The organism is Kribbella sp. NPDC003505 (genome assembly GCF_040610875.1).
Taxonomy (GTDB): domain Bacteria; phylum Actinomycetota; class Actinomycetes; order Propionibacteriales; family Kribbellaceae; genus Kribbella.
Genome location: NZ_JBEXNA010000001.1, coordinates 73,732 through 90,809 on the forward strand (window position 1 = coordinate 73,732; position 17,078 = coordinate 90,809).

Sequence of the window (17,078 nt, forward strand, 5' to 3'; positions counted from 1 at the left end):
CGATCAGCTCGCCAGCAGCCGGTCGAGGGATTCGCGGACCCGGTCGGTGTCCTCCCGGTACTTCAGGACCGCGCCGAGCGTCGCGGCCGCGGTCTCGACGTCGAGGACATCGGTGCCGAGCGCATCGAGGGCCCGCGCCCAGTCGAGCGTCTCCGCGACACCGGGCGGCTTGAGCAGGTCGAGGTCGCGCATCCGCTGCACCGACCGCGTGACCTGCTCGGCGAGCCGCGCCGACACCTCGGGCAGGCGGGTGCGGACGATCTCGATCTCGCGGGCCAGGCCGGGATGGTCGATCCAGTGGTACAGGCAGCGGCGCTTGAGCGCGTCGTGCACCTCACGGGTGCGGTTCGACGTGAGCACCACGATCGGCGGCACCTCGGCCTTGACGGTGCCGAGCTCCGGGATCGTCACCTCGTACGTCGACAGCACCTCGAGCAGGAACGCCTCGAACTCGTCGTCGGCGCGGTCGATCTCGTCCACGAGCAGCACGGCGGGACTCTCGCGGAGCGCCCGCAGGACCGGGCGGGAGAGCAGGAACCGCTCGTCGAACAGGCTCTTCTCCACCTCCTCGACGGCCGCGTCGGTGCTGGTCGCCTCGACGGTGCGCAGGTGCAGGATCTGGCGCGGGAAGTCCCAGTCGTAGAGCGCCTGCGAGGCGTCGATGCCCTCGTAGCACTGCAGCCGGATCAGGTCGAGGTCGAGCGCTTCGGCGATCGCGGACGCCAGCGAGGTCTTGCCGGTGCCGGGCTCACCTTCCAGCAGCAGCGGGCGATGCAGCGCGAGCGCGAGATACCCGACCGTGGCCAAGCCCTCGTCGGCTAGGTACCCGGTCGTCCGCAGACACTCGGCCAGCTCCGCCGCCGAGCCGACGGCACTCACTCCTTCAGCATTCACCTACTTCCGGCCGTTGCCAACCCTCATCCGTGTCCCGGCGGCAGATCCTCCGGTGTGTCGACGTCGGCACCGTCACTCACGTCCCCGCACTCCACCAACACCGTTTCGTGCTCGCGCAAGTACCGCCGCGCCCCTTCGTCCCCGCGCGCCGACGCGCTCACACCGGCCCAGTGCTCCCGCCCGATCGCCACCGGATGCCCCGGCGCCCCGCCGTACGTCGCCCGCACCAGCGCCTCCGGCCCCGCTCTCTCCACGACCCGCCGCACCGCCGCCAGGGTCAGCCCCGGGACGTCCACCGGCACGACAACCACCGCATCGACGCCGGGGGCGAAGGTCCTCAGCCCGGCCCGGAGGGAGGCGCCCATGCCTTCCGCCCAGTCCGTTGCCTCGACGACGTGCACCGGTTCGGCCGACAGCTCGGCGCGGACCTCGTCGGCGGCGGCTCCGATCACCACCACAACCGGTGCGCAGCCCGAGGCGGCGAGTAGGCGGGACGTCCGGACGACCCACGGGAGGCCGTCGGCGCCGCGGATCAGCGCCTTCGGCGTACCCATCCGGCGGCCAGCACCGGCGGCCAGCACGAGACCCGCGTTCTTCACACCGGCAGCGTACTGATTTCACACTCTGAGCAGTGACACGTGCCGCGCGGCGTGCGGCGGTGGGCGTGCGACGATGTCTGACGTGACGACGATCGCAGACGGCTCGAAGTCCCTTCCGTTGCTGTTCCTCGGGCAGAACACCGACCCGCACTCCGAGCGCGGCGTCGAGTGCCCGGGCGCGCTCCCGCCGGCGTCCGACCCGGACCTGGTCGAGCGGGCGCTGAAGGCGAAGGCGGCGCTCGGCGACCAGGTGTTCGTGCTCGGGCACCACTACCAGCGCGACGAGGTGATCCAGTTCGCGGACGTCACCGGTGACTCCTTCAAGCTCGCCCGCGACGCGGCCGCCCGGCCGGACGCGCCGTACATCGTGTTCTGCGGCGTGCACTTCATGGCGGAGTCGGCCGACATCCTCACCAACGACCAGCAGACCGTGATCCTCCCCGACCTCGCCGCCGGGTGCTCGATGGCCGACATGGCCCGCATCCAGCAGGTCGAGGCGGCCTGGGACGCGCTCGCCGAAGCGGGTGTCGCCGACGTGACGGTGCCGGTCACGTACATGAACTCCAGCGCCGACATCAAGGCGTTCTGCGGTCGCAACGGCGGCGTCGTGTGTACGTCGAGCAACGCGGAGACCGCGCTGAACTGGGCGTTCGAGCAGGGCGAGAAGGTGCTGTTCCTCCCCGACCAGCACCTCGGCCGCAACACCACCGTCCTGGAGCTCGGCCTGTCGCTCGACGACTGCGTCGTGTACGACCCGCACAAGCCGAACGGCGGCCTGACCAACGGGCAGCTCGCGGCCGCGAAGATGATCCTGTGGCGCGGGCACTGCTCGGTGCACGGCCGGTTCACCGCCGAGTCGGTCGACGACGTCCGCGCCCGGATCCCCGGCGTGAACGTGATCGTGCACCCCGAGTGCCGCCACGAGGTGGTCACGAAGGCGGACCAGGTCGGCTCCACGGAGTACATCATCAAGGCGCTCGAAACCGCCGAGCCCGGCACCTCGTGGGCCGTCGGCACCGAGCTCAACCTGGTCCAGCGCCTCGCCAAGCAGCACGCCGACAAGAACATCGTCTTCCTCGACAAGACGGTCTGCTACTGCGCGACGATGAACCGCATCGACCTCCCGCACTTCGTCTGGGCCCTGGAGAATCTGGTCGCCGGCCACGTCGTCAACCCGATCAAGGTCGACCCCGACACCGAGAAGTTCGCCAAGCTCGCCCTCGACCGGATGCTCGCCCTCCCCGGCAAGACCGCCCGCGACTAGTCAGCGGACACGCGGGCCGGGGTGTACCACTCGGCCAGCAGGTCGGGGAGGCGGTCAGGGCCCCAGCGGTCCACCGGGGTGATGCGGCCCTGCAGTGACGCCAGGCCTCGCGCCAGTTCGCCGACGACGTCGCCGCGCCACGGGACCGTGACGCCTTCGCCGGGGCCGACGATGACGGCGGGACCGCCGCGGTCGACGCAGACGACGGGACAGCCGGAGGCCAGGGCCTCGGTGACGGCCCAGCCGGCGGCTTCGCGGATGGCAGGGGCGAGCAGGGCGTCGGCGCGGAACATCGCGGCCAGGACGTCGTCGCGCGGCAGCGCGCCCATGAACTCGACGCGGTCCCGGACACCGAGCTGCCAGGCCAGGCTCTCCGCCCGCCCCCAGTCGGGGCCGTCGCCGATGATCCGCAGCTCCCAGTCCGCGGCCTCGGGCCGGGCCAGCGCGCTGATCGCGAGCAGTACGCCCTTCCACGGGATCAGCCGGCCGACGAACAGCGCCGTCTTCACGCCGGGCGCCCCGAACGGCTCGTACGGACCCGACGCGGTGAACCGCCGGATCGCCACGTTCGGCTGGACCACGATCTCCCGCGCGTACGGGCGGAACGCCTCGGCGACGTCGTTGTTCTGGGCAACCATGAGGTCGGCGATCTGCGCCATCCGCCGCCCGGTCGCGCGGCGCCGGATCCCGGTGTAGGCACGGCGGACCAGCTCCCCCGCGACACCGCGCGCCCCGAGCCAGTGCGCCATCGACAGCGGCGCGGTCGTCGACCCGCCGACGGGACCCCAGATCACCTTCGCCGACGACCGCTCCACCACCCCGGCGCCCATCCAGTCGACCGCGAACGTCAGGTGGTGGATCACGTCGAACGAATGCTCCGCGTGCAGCCGCCGCGCCGTACGCCGCGCCAGCCCCTGCCACAGCGGGTAGTACCAGTACACGTCCGACGGCCGCCGCCGCAGCCGCAGGATCCACCCCGGCAGCTCCAGCGGTACGACGGTCAGACCGGGCACCGGCCGCGCCGCGAGCTCCTCGGCGATCTCGTGCGCGAACTTGCCCCGGGTGAGCAGCCAGACGTCGTGGTCCCGCGCCGCAGCCTTCGCCCAGGCCCAGCCGGCGCCCGGCTCCGACCCGCCTGCCGGCCGGCAGGCGTACGCACTGAGCAGTACCTTCGGCCGGCCCGGCATCAGCTCATCCCTTCCAGAAGCCTGCGCAGATCGGTGCTCGAGGTGGAGGCGGTGTACGGGAAGTAGTGCACCTGTGCGCCGACCTCACCCAGCAGCCTTTCCAGTCTGGTCCCCTTCTCCGTTCCCTTCCAGTCGTCACCCTTGAAGAGCACGTCGTAGCGCAACTGCTGCCACATCTCGAACTTGTCGCTGGACCAGTCGCTGACCACCTCGTCGACCAGGTCGAGCGCCCGGACGACCTCCATCCGCTCCTCGTGCGGCACCACCGGCGGCCGGCCCTTGATCCGGGCCACCACGTCGTCCTCGACGACGCCGGCGATCAGGTGGTCGCAGTGCTCACGGGCGCGCCGCAAGATGTTCAGGTGCCCGATGTGGAACATGTCGTACACCCCGGGTGCGTACCCGACGACGGTCATCAGGCGCGCACCCCCAGCGCGGCCATCTCCCGATACCACTTCGCGACCGCGGCCGCCAGGAACAGCAGATTCAGCGCGAGCAGCGCGCCGTACAGCACGAGGAACAGCGACGGCGTGCCGAAGGCGAGGAAGGCCAGGCACAGGACGCCGTAGTCGGTCGGTGCGATGAGCAACGACTTGGCCACGGAATCCCCGCGCCGGTTGGGCTCGCCGGCCGCGCCGTGCCGCCGACGGAGCTGGTCGATCAGGATCAGCCCGAAGAACAGCACCGACGACATGCACACGTACGCGAGCGGCACGAGCAGCGCCAGGTCGTTGTCGAAGGCATCGAAACGGTAGAACGAGATCAGCACGGCGCTGTGCAGCAGCACGATCTTGACCGCGTCGATCATGTGGTCGAGCCACTCCCCCAGCGGCGACCCGCCGCCGCGCAGCCGGGCCAGCTGCCCGTCCGCGGAGTCCAGCCCGTAGCCGAGCACAAGCAGCGCCGTCACCACCAGAGCCAGGCTTAGGGACGGCCGCACGCAGGCCACCAGAAGGATCCCGATCAGCGAGCAGAACCCGCTCGCCAGGCTGACCTGGTTTGGCGTGCGCCGGCCGAGGAACGCCGCGGCCGCGAACACCCGGCCGATCCGCCGGTTCACGAACCGCGAGTACGCCGGAGTCCCGGCCGAGGGCTTCTGCGCCCGGGACAGCTGCGCGACCGTCGCCCGCAGCCCGGCGCTGCTCATGGGCCGCTCGCTCATGCGACGTTCGAGCTGCGGGACTGCCGCTGGTCGATCGCGGCGCGCAGGATCGGGCTGCGGGAGCCGCGGCCGGCAGGCAGGACCGTGATCAGCGCGGCCGGGATCCCGTCGAGCTCCTCGACCCCCAGCACGCCGTCCGTGCCACTGGCGGCGAACACGGTCCGCGCTCCCAGGACGCCGGTCAGCCATTCGGGCCGTACGTCGTCCACGGCAACCACCTCGTCGACACAGCGCAGGTGCTCGAGGATCTGCGCCCGCTCGAGCAGCGGCACGAACGGCCGCCCGCCCCAGGCGCCCAGCGCCCAGTCGTCGGACAGCACCGCCACCACCAGCCGGTCGCAGTGCCGCCGCGCCCGCTCGAGCACGTCGACATGACCGACGTGGAACAGGTCGAAGACCCCGGCCACACAGCCGACCCGTGGCGCGCCGAGCGCACCACCCGAACTGCCATCCCCCAACGCAAACTCCTGATGTCCCTCCGGCACGACGCCGCCCCCTGCGTCAGCCGTGCTCGTGTCCTGAACCTGCCATGCGCGCCCGGTCGCTGGCGGAGTGCCGGGCGATCGCATCGGTGTAGATCCTTTCCGTGGCCACCACGTCGCGCTCCGGTGTGAAGCGCTCCAGGTAGACCTGACGGGCTCGTTCGCCGAAGGCTATCGAAGTCTCGGGATCAGCCACCAACCCGATCGCCTTCCGCAGTCCTTCCGGATCACCGGGCGCGGTCAGGGCACCGGTTTCTCCGTCGTCGACCAGCTCCGCGAGCGCCCCGAGCCGGGACGCCACCACGGGCACGCCGTGGGCGAAAGCCTCCACGACCACGAGTCCGAAGGTCTCATAAGAACGCGCCGGCACCACGGCGGCGCGCGCGGACCGCAGGATTTCCATGCCGGCCGCCCACGGTAGTTGACCGAGAACCTGAACCGACAGGTCTTTGCGGGCCCGTTCCTCGGCCGCCGCCCGCAGCGGACCGTCGCCCACGACGACCAGCCGGCCGAGCGAGGAATCCCACGCCTGCAGGAGATCCGCGAAGCCCTTGTCCTCGCTGAGCCGTCCGAGGAACACGACCGCGTCCCCGGCGCCGCTGCGCACCTCACCCGAGTGCGGTACGGCGTGCGGCTTCACCACGAACCGCTCCGCGTCGAACCCGGCCGCGGCGTACCGCTCGCCGACGAACTCGGACGGTACGACGAACGTGTCGACGTACCGCTGCCACGTGTGCAGGGTGTTGTGGACGCCGATGCTCACCGCCAGCGGCAGCGTCTGCACCCGCGACTCGCGATAGCAACCGTGGCGCACGGCGGCCAGCGGCAGCTTGCCGATGCACGACTCGCACGGCCCGCCGTCGCGCTGCAGGACGGCGTTGGCGCAGAGCAGGCGGAAGTTGTGCAGCGTCGCCACGACCGGGAGGTCCAGCCGGTGCGCCGCGCGCAGGACCGAGGCGCTGAACAACGGGAAAGTGTTGTGCACGTGCACCACGTCGGGCCGCTGGGCCTGCAATAGCTTCGTTAAATCGCGTTCGGCCGAAAATGACCAAACGGAGCGAAACGGTAACAGCGCGCGATCCTTTCGCCCCAGTTCGGCGATGTCATCGCTGTTCCGCGCGTAGAAGTCGATCTCATGTCCTGAGTTACGCAACAAATCAACCGTTTGCGCGACAACCGTGTTCTCCCCGCTGGGTTGACCGGTTCGGTAACGGTTGTGCAGCATTGCGACCCGCATGGCACTACCTTAAGTCCCGAGGTAACTACACCTGGTCTCGCCCGCTCCCAGGAGAGTGCATTGAGGAAGTTGTGGTTCGGAGCGCTCATCGCTGCGGCGGTCGCGGTCGTTACAGTCGCGGTGCCGGTGATCGCCAAGGAGAACAAGGCGACGACCGCGGCGAAGGTGCAGGAGTCCGAGCAGGCCGCGTCCCGCGCGCTGCCTTCGCATCGTCCGGGCAAGCCCACCGTTACGCCGTCCGGGAAGCCCGCGCCGAAGACCACGGCCACCACTGCTCCGTCGAAGAAGCCCGGCGCCACGACGCACCCCAGGACGCCTGCCGCGACGCCGGCGAAGCCGGTCGAGCCCAAGATCCCGACGCCGCCCGCCGTCGACTCCGACGAGGCCGGGCCCGCCGTCGCCGGGCCGTGCACCGGCGTGCTGATCAAGCCGGGTCAGGACGCCCAGTCGATCGTCAGCTCCAAGCCGGCCGGTACGACGTTCTGCTTCGCCGCCGGCCTGCATCGGATCAGCGACACCATCCGCCCGAAGGCGAACCAGGTGCTGGCCAGCGCCCAGCGCGCCGTACTCACCGGATCGGTTCCGCTCGCCGGATGGGCGCGCTCCGGGTCCGTCTGGGTCGTGCGGGGCGCCCTGCCGTCGGCGTACGGCAAGAGCGGTGAGTGCGAGGACGACAAGGCGAACATCTGCTACCTGCGGGAGCAGTTGTTCCTCGACGGCACGCACCTGACGCGGGTCGCGAGCCTGGCCGCGGTGAAGGCCGGCACGTTCTACGCCGATTACGCAGCGAACGCGATCTACCTCGGCTCCAACCCGGCCGGGCACCAGGTCGAGATGTCGAAGACCGCGACCGCGATCGAGTCCGGCGCGACCGGCGTGGCCGTCCGCGGCCTGACCATCGAGCACTTCGCCAGCGCACCGCAGGCCGGGGCGCTGGTCTCCGGGCCGGGCTGGAAGGTGACGGCCAACGACATCCGCTGGAACCACGCGGTCGGCGTGATGCTGGTGAAGGCCAACAGCACGAAGGTCGACAAGAACCTGATCCACCACAACGGCCAGCTCGGCCTCGGCCAGTACAGTTCCGCCGCCGCGGCCGTCACCCGGAACGTGATCAGCGCGAACAACACCGACGGCTTCTGGATCGCCGACTGGGAGTCCGGCGGCATCAAGTCGACCCGCTCCTCCGGCACCGTCAGCGGCAACGTGATCAAGTCCAACAAGGGCATCGGGATGTGGGCCGACGTCGCCGACGATGGCCGGGTGATCAGCGGCAACCAGATCGTCGGCAACGCGGCGGACGGCATCCGGTTCGAGATCAGCCGCAACGGCACGATCGAGGGCAACACGGTGACCGGCAACGGGTTCGGCACCGGCCGCGGCTCCGGGACGTCGCTGTGGGACGGCGGCGGGATCAACGTGAACACCTCGACCGGGGTCACGGTCAAGGGGAACCGGGTCTCGGGCAACGTCAACGGCGTCACGATCCAGTCCCGGACCCGGGGCACCGGCCCTTGGGGCACCTACCTGCTGCGCGACGTCCAGGTGAGCGGCAACACGATCGAGATGACCGGCGGCACCCAGTCCACCGGCATGGTGCAGAACTCCGGTGCCGAGGTGCCCGCCGGTGAAGTGGTGTTCAGCGGCAACAAGTACCTGCTCGACGACCTCGGCACCCAGCGGTTCGCGCGCTTCGGCGCGAAGATGACCGCCGCCGGCTGGCGACAGGCCGGACTGGACGAAGTCGGCAGCTTCCTCGCCAACTGATCGCTTGCTCTTCGCAACATATTTGTGCGCTACGTATTGCCATGACTACGTGACGTAGGGGTAACCTGCGTAGCGAAGCCGCGCCATGGGGGGTGCGCTCAGGGCTACCTGTGCCACCGGAGGCTCCGCTATGAAAACTACAGTTCTGGCATTTGTTGCAGTCGGCACCGGTCTGGTTGCCGTCGGCCCGCTGCCTGCGAACAGTGCGCCGGTCGGCGACGACCTGACGTTCGAGGACCAGCAGACCGTGTCCACACCACCGGCCGACGGCACGTTCCGGACCGGCCCCGCACTCGCGCCCGCCTGCGAAGGCGTCCCGATCCGCACCACCGACAACGCCGCCAAGGTGGTCGACGACGCCCCGACCGGTACGACGTTCTGCTTCACGGCCGGCTGGCACCGGATCACCGAGACGATCCACCCGAAGGCGGACCAGGTGCTCGCCGGCAACAGCGGCGCCGTCCTCACGGGATCGATCCGGCTGACCCGCTGGACGGCGAGCAACGGCGACTGGGTGACCACGGGCGTCCTGCCACCGGCGTACGCGCAGACCGGGCAGTGTGAGGACAACACGGCCAACATCTGTCATCTGGCCGAGCAGCTGTTCCTGGACAGCAAGCACCTGACCCGGGTGGCGACCCGCGACAAGGTTGCCCCCGGCACCTTCTATGCCGACTACGCGGCGAACGCCATCTACCTGGGCAGCGACCCGGCCGGGCACTCGATCGAGATGTCGAAGACGCCGACCGCGATCGAGTCCGGTGCGACCGGCGTCACCGTCCGCGGGCTGACGATCGAGCACTTCGCCACCCCGCCGCAGGGCGGCGCCGTCGTGCTCGGCCTGGGCTGGAAGGTGTTCGCGAACGACATCCGCTGGAACCACGCGGTCGGCGCGATGCTCGTGAACGCGGACGGCGCCGTCCTGGAGAGGAACCACATCCACTCGAACGGCCAGCTCGGCATCGGCCAGTACAGCACACTCAAGGCGACCATCGCGGCCAACGAGGTCAGCTACAACAACACCGACGGTTTCTGGATCGCGGACTGGGAATCCGGCGGGATCAAGACCACCTGGTCCAGCGGCGGGTCGGTGAGCGGGAACCTTATCCGGTACAACCGGGGCGTCGGCCTGTGGAGCGACGCGTACGACGACAGCCGGACGTTCGGCAACAACCAGATCCTCGGCAACGCGGCGGACGGGATCCGCTACGAGATCGGCCGCAACGGCGTGATCGCGGACAACGTGATCAGCGGCAACGGCTTCGGCACCGGCCGCGGCTCCGGTACGTCGCTGTGGGACGGCGGCGGGATCAACGTGAACACGTCGTCGAACGTCCAGGTCCGCGACAACGTGGTGGCGAACAACGTGAACGGGATCGCGATCCAGTCCCGGACCCGCGGCTCCGGCCCGTGGGGCACCAATGTGCTGCGGGACGTCGTCGTCGCGGGCAACCAGGTGACGATGCGCGGCGGGACCACCGCGACCGGCATCGTGCAGAACTCCGGTGCGGTGATCCCGGCCGGCGAGGTCACGCTGAACGACAACACCTACATCCTCGACAGTCTCAGCGCCGAGCGGTTCCAGAAGACCGGCGAGTGGTACACCGCGAAGCAGTGGCGCGCCACCGGCCAGGACACCACGAGCGTCTTCGCCATCGGCAAGGCAGTCCTGGACGCGACCGGACTCCTCAGGATCCTGCCTGCAGGGAGCTGACGTGGTCGACGAGCAGGCCGCGGAGGACGGCTGAGTCGCGCAGGTCCGGGGTGAAGACCGAGTCGACGGCGAGCAGGGCATCGACCAGCGCGCCGGGCCCGGTCGCCCCCGCGACCGCGGCCTTCAGGCGGTCCGCCTGCGGGTCGTCGAGGTCCGGCGTGCGCTGCACGTAGACCATCCAGGCGGCGACCGCGAGCGAGATCATCCGCGGTTCGGCGCCGGCGGCCAGCCGGTCGCGGACCGTGCCGAGCATCCGCACCGGCAGTTTGACCGAGCCGTCCATCGCGACCTGCCGGGTGCGGTGCTTCAGCGCCGGGTTCTCGAACCGCTCGAGCACGGTCGCGCCGTACGCGGCCAGGTCCAGCCCGTCGGGCGGCGTCAGCGTCGGTACGACGTCGTCGGTCATCAGCTGCCGCGCGAGCCGGCCGAGCTCCTCGTCGCGGACCGCCTCGGCGATCGTCTCGTACCCGCGCAACGCGCCGAGGTAGGCGAGCATCGAGTGCGCGGCGTTCAGCATCCGCAGCTTGGCCTGCTCCCATGGCGCCACATCCGCGGTGAGGACGGCGCCGCCGCGCTCCCAGGCCGGCCGCGGACCGGCGAAGTCGTCCTCGATCACCCATTGCAGGAAGGGCTCCGCGACCACCACGGCCTCGTCCCGGACGCCGAGCAGCCGGGCGGCCTCGTCGCGGTCCGCGTCGGTGGTCGCCGGCACGATCCGGTCGACCATGCTGGCCGGGAACCGCGTCGCCTCGAACGCCGGCGGGATCTTGCCGAGCGCTTCGAAGTAGTCGGTCACCAGCCGGCGCAGGAACGGCCCGTTGGCCACCAGGTTGTCGCAGGACACGATCGTCAGCGGCTCGTCGCGCCGGGCGATCGCCGCGGCCAGCTGGCCGACGACGGTGCGCGGCGGGCGGCCGGTCAGGTCGGCCTGGATCTCGGGGTCGTCGAGGTTCAGCCCGGCGCGGGAGGCCCGGTACCCCTTCTCCGTGACGGTCAGCGTCACCACCGACACCGCCGGGTCCGCGATCCGCGCGACCACCGCCTCCGGGTCCTCCGGCGCGGTCAGCACCTCGCGGATGCTGCCGATCACCTGCACCGACGGCTCACCGAGACCGCGTTCCAGGACCGAGTAGAGTCCGTCCTGCGGCGCCAGCTGGTCCCGGACCGTGGTGGAGCGCTGGCTCACGCCGGCGATCCCCCACCGGGTCTCGCCCGTCTGCACCGCCGCCCGTTCCGTGACGACGGCCTGGTGCGCGCGGTGGAACGCGCCGATCCCGAGGTGCACGATGCCGACCGACACCGCGTGCGGGTCGACCGCGGGGGCGACGGGGAGATGGGTGAGACTCAGCCTGTTCAACTGACGGAACCTTTCACTCTGAGGGTTCTTCCTCGCGCCGGGGTGATCACTTCTGTGGTGCTGGTCCGGTCGAGTCCCGGACGATCAGTTCCCCGTGCAGTTCTCCGTGCTTCAAGCGCTGGCCCTGGGCGGCGTCCGGGTCGTCGAGCACTGCGAGCAGCAGCTCGACGGCGATCCGGCCGGCCTCCTGCTTCGGCAGCCGGACCGTGGTCAGCGCTGGCCGGGCCATCCTGGACATCGCGATGTCGTCGACCCCGACCACGCTCAGGTCGCCCGGGACCGAGATGCCGCGGCTGTGCAGGCGGGCGAGCAGACCGATCGCGACCAGGTCGTTGTAGGCCACGACCGCCGTGGCGCCGGTGGCGACGACCTGATCGGCGGCCGCCATGCCGCCCTCGTACGTCGGCGCGAAGTTGCCGACCGGCGCCAGCTCGGCCTGGAGCGCCTCGGCCGCGGCGCGCAGACCGACGCCCCGGTGCTGGGTCGACCAGGAGGTGGCGGGCCCGCCGACCCAGGCGACCCGGCGGTGGCCGAGGGCAACGAGATGGGCGACGGCCTGCCGCATCCCGTCCTCGTTGTCGTAGGTGACGCCGGGCAGGCCGCCGGCGGTGCGGTTGACCAGCACGACGGCCGTGTCCTGGGCGATCGCCTCCAGCTCGGCGTCACTCGCGCGCGGCGAGCACAGCACCACACCGTCGACCTGCTTCGACAGTGCCCGCACCAGGCCCGCCTCGGCGGCCGGGTCCTCGTCGGTGTCCGCGACGAAGACGGCGACGTCGTGGTGCCGGGCGCGGGCCTGCACGCCCTTGGTGAGGCTGGCGAAGAACGGGTTCGCCAGATCGGGGACGACGAGGCCGATGGTGCCGGTCCGGCCGGTGATCAGGCCGCGGGCGGCCCGGTTCGGCTCGTAGCCGAGCTGTTCGACCGCGGCCGCGACACGGGCCCTGGTGGCCGCGTTGACCATGCCGGGCAGCGACTGCGCCCGCGAAACCGTGGACGGCGATACGCCGGCCAGCCGCGCCACGTCCCGGATCGTTGCCGCCATGGTCATCTCCTCAGGTCGGGGTTGAGTCTGCAATCGGTTGCAGTTTGTGTCAAGGCACCGGGTCGTGGACGGCAGCTTGTGCTGACAAGGCCTGACTGCAATCCTTTGCAGAACACGTTTCAGCCCAGCATCGGAGGATCAATGCCGAAGGCTCTACAGCCCCATCCGGACCGCGCCCTGCCGGCCGGCGCCGCGCGGGACGTCGCCCGCCGGATCCACGCCTCGACGAAGGACCTGCCGCTGCTGTGCCTGCACGGTCACGTCGACATCGGGCTGTTCGCCGCCGACGCGCCGTTCGGCAACCCGGCCGAGTTGCTGGTCGTGCCGGACCACTACGTGACCCGGATGCTGATCTCCCAGGGCGTCTCCCCCGACAAGCTCGGACTCCCCCGCCGCGACGGCCGGCAGACCGCCGAGCCGCGAGAGATCTGGCGCGAGTTCTGCAGCAACTGGCACCTGTTCCTCGGCACCCCGAGCCGGTACTGGCTGGAGCACGAGTTCGCCGAGGTGCTCGGGCTGACGGTGCACCCGTCCGCGGAGACCGCCGACGAGCTGTACGACCAGATCATGGCGCGGATCGCGGAGCCCGGCTTCCGGCCGCGGGCGCTGCTGGACCGCTTCGGCATCGAGCTGATCTCCACCACCGACGCGGCCACCGACGACCTCGCCCAGCACGCACAGCTCGCCGCCGACCTGCCCGGCCGGGTCGTGCCGACGTTCCGCCCGGACGCCGTCGCCCACCTCGACCGCGACGGCTGGCCGCAGCTCATCAGCCGGCTCGGCGCACTGGCCGACGTCGACACCTCGACGTACGACGGATTCCTGGAGGCTCTGCGGCAGCGTCGCCAGGCGTTCGTCGCCGCGGGCGCCAGGGCAACGGACCACGGCCACCTCAGCGCCGCCGCCGTCCCGCTGACCGATGCGGAAGCGCAAAGGATCTACGCCGGCGCGCTGAAGGGTGATGTGGAGCCGGAGGACGCCCAGGCGTTCGCGGGCCACATGCTGTACCAATCGGCGGTGATGTCGGCCGAGGACGGTCTCGTCATGCAGCTGCACCCGGGTGTCCTGCGGGACCACGACCCGGCGATCTTCGCGACGTACGGTCCGGACCAGGGGCACGACATCCCGGTCGCGGCCGAGTTCACACGGTCGCTGCGGCCGCTGCTCGAGCGGTTCGGCCACGCCGACAACTTCCGGATGGTGCTGTTCACCGTCGACGAGACGGTCTACAGCCGGGAGCTCGCGCCGCTGGCGGGCGTGTACCCGGCCGTGCGGCTAGGTGCGCCGTGGTGGTTCCTCGACAGCCCCGACGGAATGCGCCGGTTCCGCGAACTCGTCACCGAGACGGCCGGTTTCTACAACACCAGCGGCTTCGTCGACGACACCCGCGCGTACCTGTCCATCCCTGCGCGGCACGACCTCGCGCGCAGGATCGACGCCGGCTACCTGGCCAACCTCGTCGTCCAGCACCGCCTGGACGAGGACGACGCGCTCCAGGTCGCCAAGGCGCTGGCGTACGACCTGGCGAAGGACACGTACCTGTCCAACCGGTAGTCTCACGCAATCTGTTCGCCGGGGGTGCGTGAAGGGACCGGGATGAGGCGTGGGGCCGTCGCGGCTGCTGGAGCCGCGGTGCTGCTGCTGTCGGGGTGTTCGGACCCGGGCACCGCTCCCGGACCGTCGAATGCCCCGCCGACCGTCACGGTGACGGTTCCAACCGCTCCCCCGGCCGCGGCCGCCGCCGTACTCGGACCGACGGGCCCGGGTACGGCGAAACCGTGCCGAGGAACCGCCATCGCGGTCGGCCGCGACCCGCAGCCGGTGATCGACGCCGCGCCCGAAGGCACCACCTTCTGTTTTGCGAAAGGCGTGCACCGCATCACGCGAGCGATCCGCCCACGCCAGAAAGACACACTCGCCGGCGACCCGGGGGCAGTGCTGAGCGGTGCGATCCGGCTGACCGGGTGGGCCCGCAACGGATCTGTCTGGTCGGTGCAGGGCGTGCTGCCCCCGGCGTACCCGCTCAAAGGCCAGTGTGAGGACAACAAGACCAACCCCTGTCAGCTCGGCGAGCAGCTGTTCGTGGACGGCAACCATCTGACCCGGGTCATGAGCCGCGCACAGTTGAAGCCCGGCACGTTCTACGGCGACTACACCGCGAACGTCGTGTACGTCGCCGACGACCCAACCGGTCACGTCGTCGAGATGTCCCGGACGCGGACCGCGATCGAGAAGTCCGCGGACGGCGTGACCGTCACCGGCCTCACGATCGAGCACTTCGCCTCGAAACCCCAGGGCGGCGCCGTCCAGGTCGGCACCGGCTGGAAGGTCACCGGCAACGAGGTCCGCCGGAACCACGCCGTCGGCATCATGGTGATCGAGGGCGACAACGCCGAGGTCAGCCGGAACACGGTCGCCGACAACGGCCAGCTCGGCATCGGCCAGTACAAGTCGGCCGAGGTGAAGATCACCGCCAACCTCGTCACCCGCAACAACACCGACGGGTTCTGGATCGCGGACTGGGAGTCCGGCGGGATCAAGTCGACGCGGTCGTCCGGCGAGGTGAGCGGTAACGACATCGTCGCCAACTTGGGCATCGGGATGTGGAGCGACATCGCGGAGTACGACCGCCGGATCACCGGGAACCGGATCCGCGACAACGCCGCGGACGGCATCCGGTACGAGATCAGCTACGCCGGCGTCATCGACCAGAACATCGTCCAGCACAACGGGTTCGGCACCGGTCGCGGGTCCGGCGGCACCCTCTGGGACGGCGGCGGTATCAACGTCAACACGTCGTCCGACGTCCAGGTCCGCGGCAACCTGATCCAGGACAACCGCAACGCGCTGTCGATCCAGTCCCGCACCCGCGGCGACGGCCCGCGCGGCACGTACGTCCTGCGCAACGTCCTGGTCGAGGGCAACCTGGTCGTGATGTCCGAAGGGACGCTCGGGGTCGTGGAGAACAAACGCTCCCCCGCCGAGGACGGTGCGATCACGTTCCGCCGCAACCGCTACCAGGGCGCCGACAGCTTCGCCTACAGAGGCAAGACGATGACCTGGTCGCAGTGGCAGCAGTCCGGCTTCGACCAGGATTCAGTGAGCAGCTGAACGTCTTCGCTGCCGGAGCCGGTCCGCGTCGCAGATCGCCGCGGCGACCAGCAGGTGCACCGTCATCGACGACAGGTCCGACAGGCCGCTCTCGTTCAGCGAGGCAGCCGTCACGTATCCGAGCAGCAGGGCGCCGCAGGCCTTGACGTACGGGGTCGGCGCGCGCAGCACCGACACCCAGGCGACGATCAGCGCGAGCCCGACGATCGCGACCGCGAGCAGCCCGGTCTCCCAGTAGAGGCCGAGCCAGCTGTTGTCGATCGCCATCACGTCGACGTCGCCCTCGCCGCGAGTGAGCAGCACCCGTTTGTTGCCGAGGCCGTGGCCGATGATCGCGGTCTGCGTGGACACCTTCTCGTCGAGGACCGCTTGCCAACTGGTGGTTCGGCCGCTCAGCGAGCTGATCTGCCGCGTGCTCTGGCCGCGCAGCAGCCAGTCGTGCAGCGAGCCGATCGTGAGGAACGCCAGCCCGAGCAACCCCGGGACGGCCAGGCTCACGAATCGGCCGGCCCAGGTCTTGCGCGTGATGATCAGCGCGATCACCAGCCCGAACGCGACGGCCGCTGCCGACGTCCGCGTCCGGCTCGCCGCGATCAGCACACCGCCGAGCCCGATCAGCGTCACCGCGGGCAGCGCGGCCAGTTTCCGGCAGACCAGCCCGATCACCGCCAGCCCGAGCAGCACCGCTCCGACCTCGCCGACGCGCGGCGGCAGCATCGGGATGATGACGCCCTGCAGCCGGTAGCCGGCGCCGAGGGACCGCAGCGGGCGCCACGCCTGCGACGGCGCGTAGGCAAGGCTCAGCACGACAGTTGCTGCCAGCAACAGGTGGGCCCACAGGTGCGCGCGGACCAGCCGTTCCGGCACCTGGACCAGCGGCCGCCAGAGCAGGAAGATCAGCACCAGGCCGATCAGGAACCGGGCCAGGCGGGTCAACGGCCCCATCGGCTCGGCCAGCAGGAACGCGGTCGCGCACGCGAACAGCACGTACATCACGTACAGCCAGGAGGCCGGATTCACCCGCGTCCGGAACCCGGGCTTGGTCGCCGCGAGCGCGACCAGGAAGACCGCGCCGAGCAGCAACCCCTTGGCGATGCTGTTCGTGGAACCGGTGGTGCCTTGCGGCGCCGCGACTCGCGACGACCACGGCTGGACGCCGAGCACGAACAGGCACCACAACAGCAGCCAGAACCAGGCGGGGCGCTCGCTCTCGCCCTCGACCGTGCCCGGCACCGCCGGAGCCAAGCGTATGCCCGACATGC

At 70.5% G+C, this 17,078-nt stretch carries 15 protein-coding genes; 5 read left to right on the plus strand and 10 right to left on the minus strand.

Annotated elements, in window-relative coordinates; all coding sequences use genetic code 11:
- Positions 1–3: 3 nt before the first annotated feature.
- Positions 4–879 (minus strand): MoxR family ATPase, encoded by an 876-nt coding sequence (locus ABZX12_RS00325; RefSeq protein ID WP_355688429.1) that lies wholly within the window; start codon positions 877–879, stop codon positions 4–6.
- A gap of 38 nt (positions 880–917) precedes the next feature.
- Positions 918–1,493, minus strand: a complete 576-nt coding sequence (locus tag ABZX12_RS00330) for a nucleotidyltransferase family protein (RefSeq protein ID WP_355688430.1) — start codon at positions 1,491–1,493, stop codon at positions 918–920.
- An 82-nt stretch (positions 1,494–1,575) separates the two neighbouring features.
- On the opposite strand from ABZX12_RS00330, the gene nadA reads away from it, so the two are divergent.
- Positions 1,576–2,757 carry a quinolinate synthase NadA gene (nadA, locus tag ABZX12_RS00335; protein ID WP_355688431.1) on the plus strand — a complete coding sequence of 394 codons (1,182 nt, stop codon included), beginning with the start codon at positions 1,576–1,578 and terminating at the stop codon, positions 2,755–2,757.
- Here the strand turns inward: nadA and ABZX12_RS00340 are convergent.
- The 5 genes from ABZX12_RS00340 to ABZX12_RS00360 are packed head-to-tail and all read right to left on the minus strand — an operon-like array spanning position 2,754 to position 6,825.
- Positions 2,754–3,944 carry a glycosyltransferase gene (locus ABZX12_RS00340; protein ID WP_355688433.1) on the minus strand — a complete coding sequence of 397 codons (1,191 nt, stop codon included), beginning with the start codon at positions 3,942–3,944 and terminating at the stop codon, positions 2,754–2,756. The two genes, nadA and ABZX12_RS00340, sit on opposite strands and share 4 nt — an antisense overlap.
- Complete coding sequence (locus tag ABZX12_RS00345) at positions 3,944–4,360, minus strand: adenylyltransferase/cytidyltransferase family protein (protein WP_355688434.1); 417 nt, start codon at positions 4,358–4,360, stop codon at positions 3,944–3,946. Before ABZX12_RS00345 ends, ABZX12_RS00340 begins: the two co-directional genes overlap by 1 nt.
- Positions 4,360–5,091, minus strand: a complete 732-nt coding sequence (locus tag ABZX12_RS00350) for a CDP-alcohol phosphatidyltransferase family protein (RefSeq protein WP_355688435.1) — start codon at positions 5,089–5,091, stop codon at positions 4,360–4,362. Before ABZX12_RS00350 ends, ABZX12_RS00345 begins: the two co-directional genes overlap by 1 nt.
- 11 nt (positions 5,092–5,102) lie before the next feature.
- Positions 5,103–5,564 (minus strand): adenylyltransferase/cytidyltransferase family protein, encoded by a 462-nt coding sequence (locus ABZX12_RS00355; protein WP_355688437.1) that lies wholly within the window; start codon positions 5,562–5,564, stop codon positions 5,103–5,105.
- Positions 5,565–5,607: 43 nt separating this feature from the next.
- Positions 5,608–6,825, minus strand: a complete 1,218-nt coding sequence (locus tag ABZX12_RS00360) for a glycosyltransferase family 4 protein (RefSeq protein WP_355688439.1) — start codon at positions 6,823–6,825, stop codon at positions 5,608–5,610.
- 60 nt (positions 6,826–6,885) lie between these two features.
- On the opposite strand from ABZX12_RS00360, the gene ABZX12_RS00365 reads away from it, so the two are divergent.
- Together ABZX12_RS00365 and ABZX12_RS00370 are read left to right on the plus strand one after the other, a co-directional pair.
- Entirely contained in the window at positions 6,886–8,589 is a 1,704-nt protein-coding gene (locus ABZX12_RS00365; protein WP_355688441.1) for a right-handed parallel beta-helix repeat-containing protein, read from the plus strand.
- 130 nt (positions 8,590–8,719) lie between these two features.
- Positions 8,720–10,303, plus strand: a complete 1,584-nt coding sequence (locus ABZX12_RS00370) for a right-handed parallel beta-helix repeat-containing protein (RefSeq protein WP_355688443.1) — start codon at positions 8,720–8,722, stop codon at positions 10,301–10,303.
- Here the strand turns inward: ABZX12_RS00370 and ABZX12_RS00375 are convergent.
- Together ABZX12_RS00375 and ABZX12_RS00380 are read right to left on the minus strand one after the other, a co-directional pair.
- Positions 10,278–11,660 carry a mannitol dehydrogenase family protein gene (locus tag ABZX12_RS00375; protein WP_355688444.1) on the minus strand — a complete coding sequence of 461 codons (1,383 nt, stop codon included), beginning with the start codon at positions 11,658–11,660 and terminating at the stop codon, positions 10,278–10,280. The genes ABZX12_RS00370 and ABZX12_RS00375 overlap by 26 nt on opposite strands.
- A 46-nt stretch (positions 11,661–11,706) precedes the next feature.
- The gene (locus ABZX12_RS00380; RefSeq protein ID WP_355688445.1) at positions 11,707–12,705 is read right to left on the minus strand and encodes a LacI family DNA-binding transcriptional regulator; all 999 of its coding nucleotides are present in this window, start codon (positions 12,703–12,705) and stop codon (positions 11,707–11,709) included.
- A 141-nt stretch (positions 12,706–12,846) separates the two neighbouring features.
- On the opposite strand from ABZX12_RS00380, the gene uxaC reads away from it, so the two are divergent.
- Positions 12,847–14,259 (plus strand): glucuronate isomerase, encoded by a 1,413-nt coding sequence (uxaC, locus tag ABZX12_RS00385; RefSeq protein WP_355688447.1) that lies wholly within the window; start codon positions 12,847–12,849, stop codon positions 14,257–14,259.
- A 42-nt stretch (positions 14,260–14,301) separates the two neighbouring features.
- Positions 14,302–15,816 (plus strand): right-handed parallel beta-helix repeat-containing protein, encoded by a 1,515-nt coding sequence (locus ABZX12_RS00390; RefSeq protein ID WP_355688449.1) that lies wholly within the window; start codon positions 14,302–14,304, stop codon positions 15,814–15,816.
- Here ABZX12_RS00390 and ABZX12_RS00395 read toward each other — a convergent pair.
- Positions 15,802–17,076 carry a hypothetical protein gene (locus tag ABZX12_RS00395; RefSeq protein WP_355688451.1) on the minus strand — a complete coding sequence of 425 codons (1,275 nt, stop codon included), beginning with the start codon at positions 17,074–17,076 and terminating at the stop codon, positions 15,802–15,804. The two genes, ABZX12_RS00390 and ABZX12_RS00395, sit on opposite strands and share 15 nt — an antisense overlap.
- Positions 17,077–17,078 lie beyond the last annotated feature (2 nt).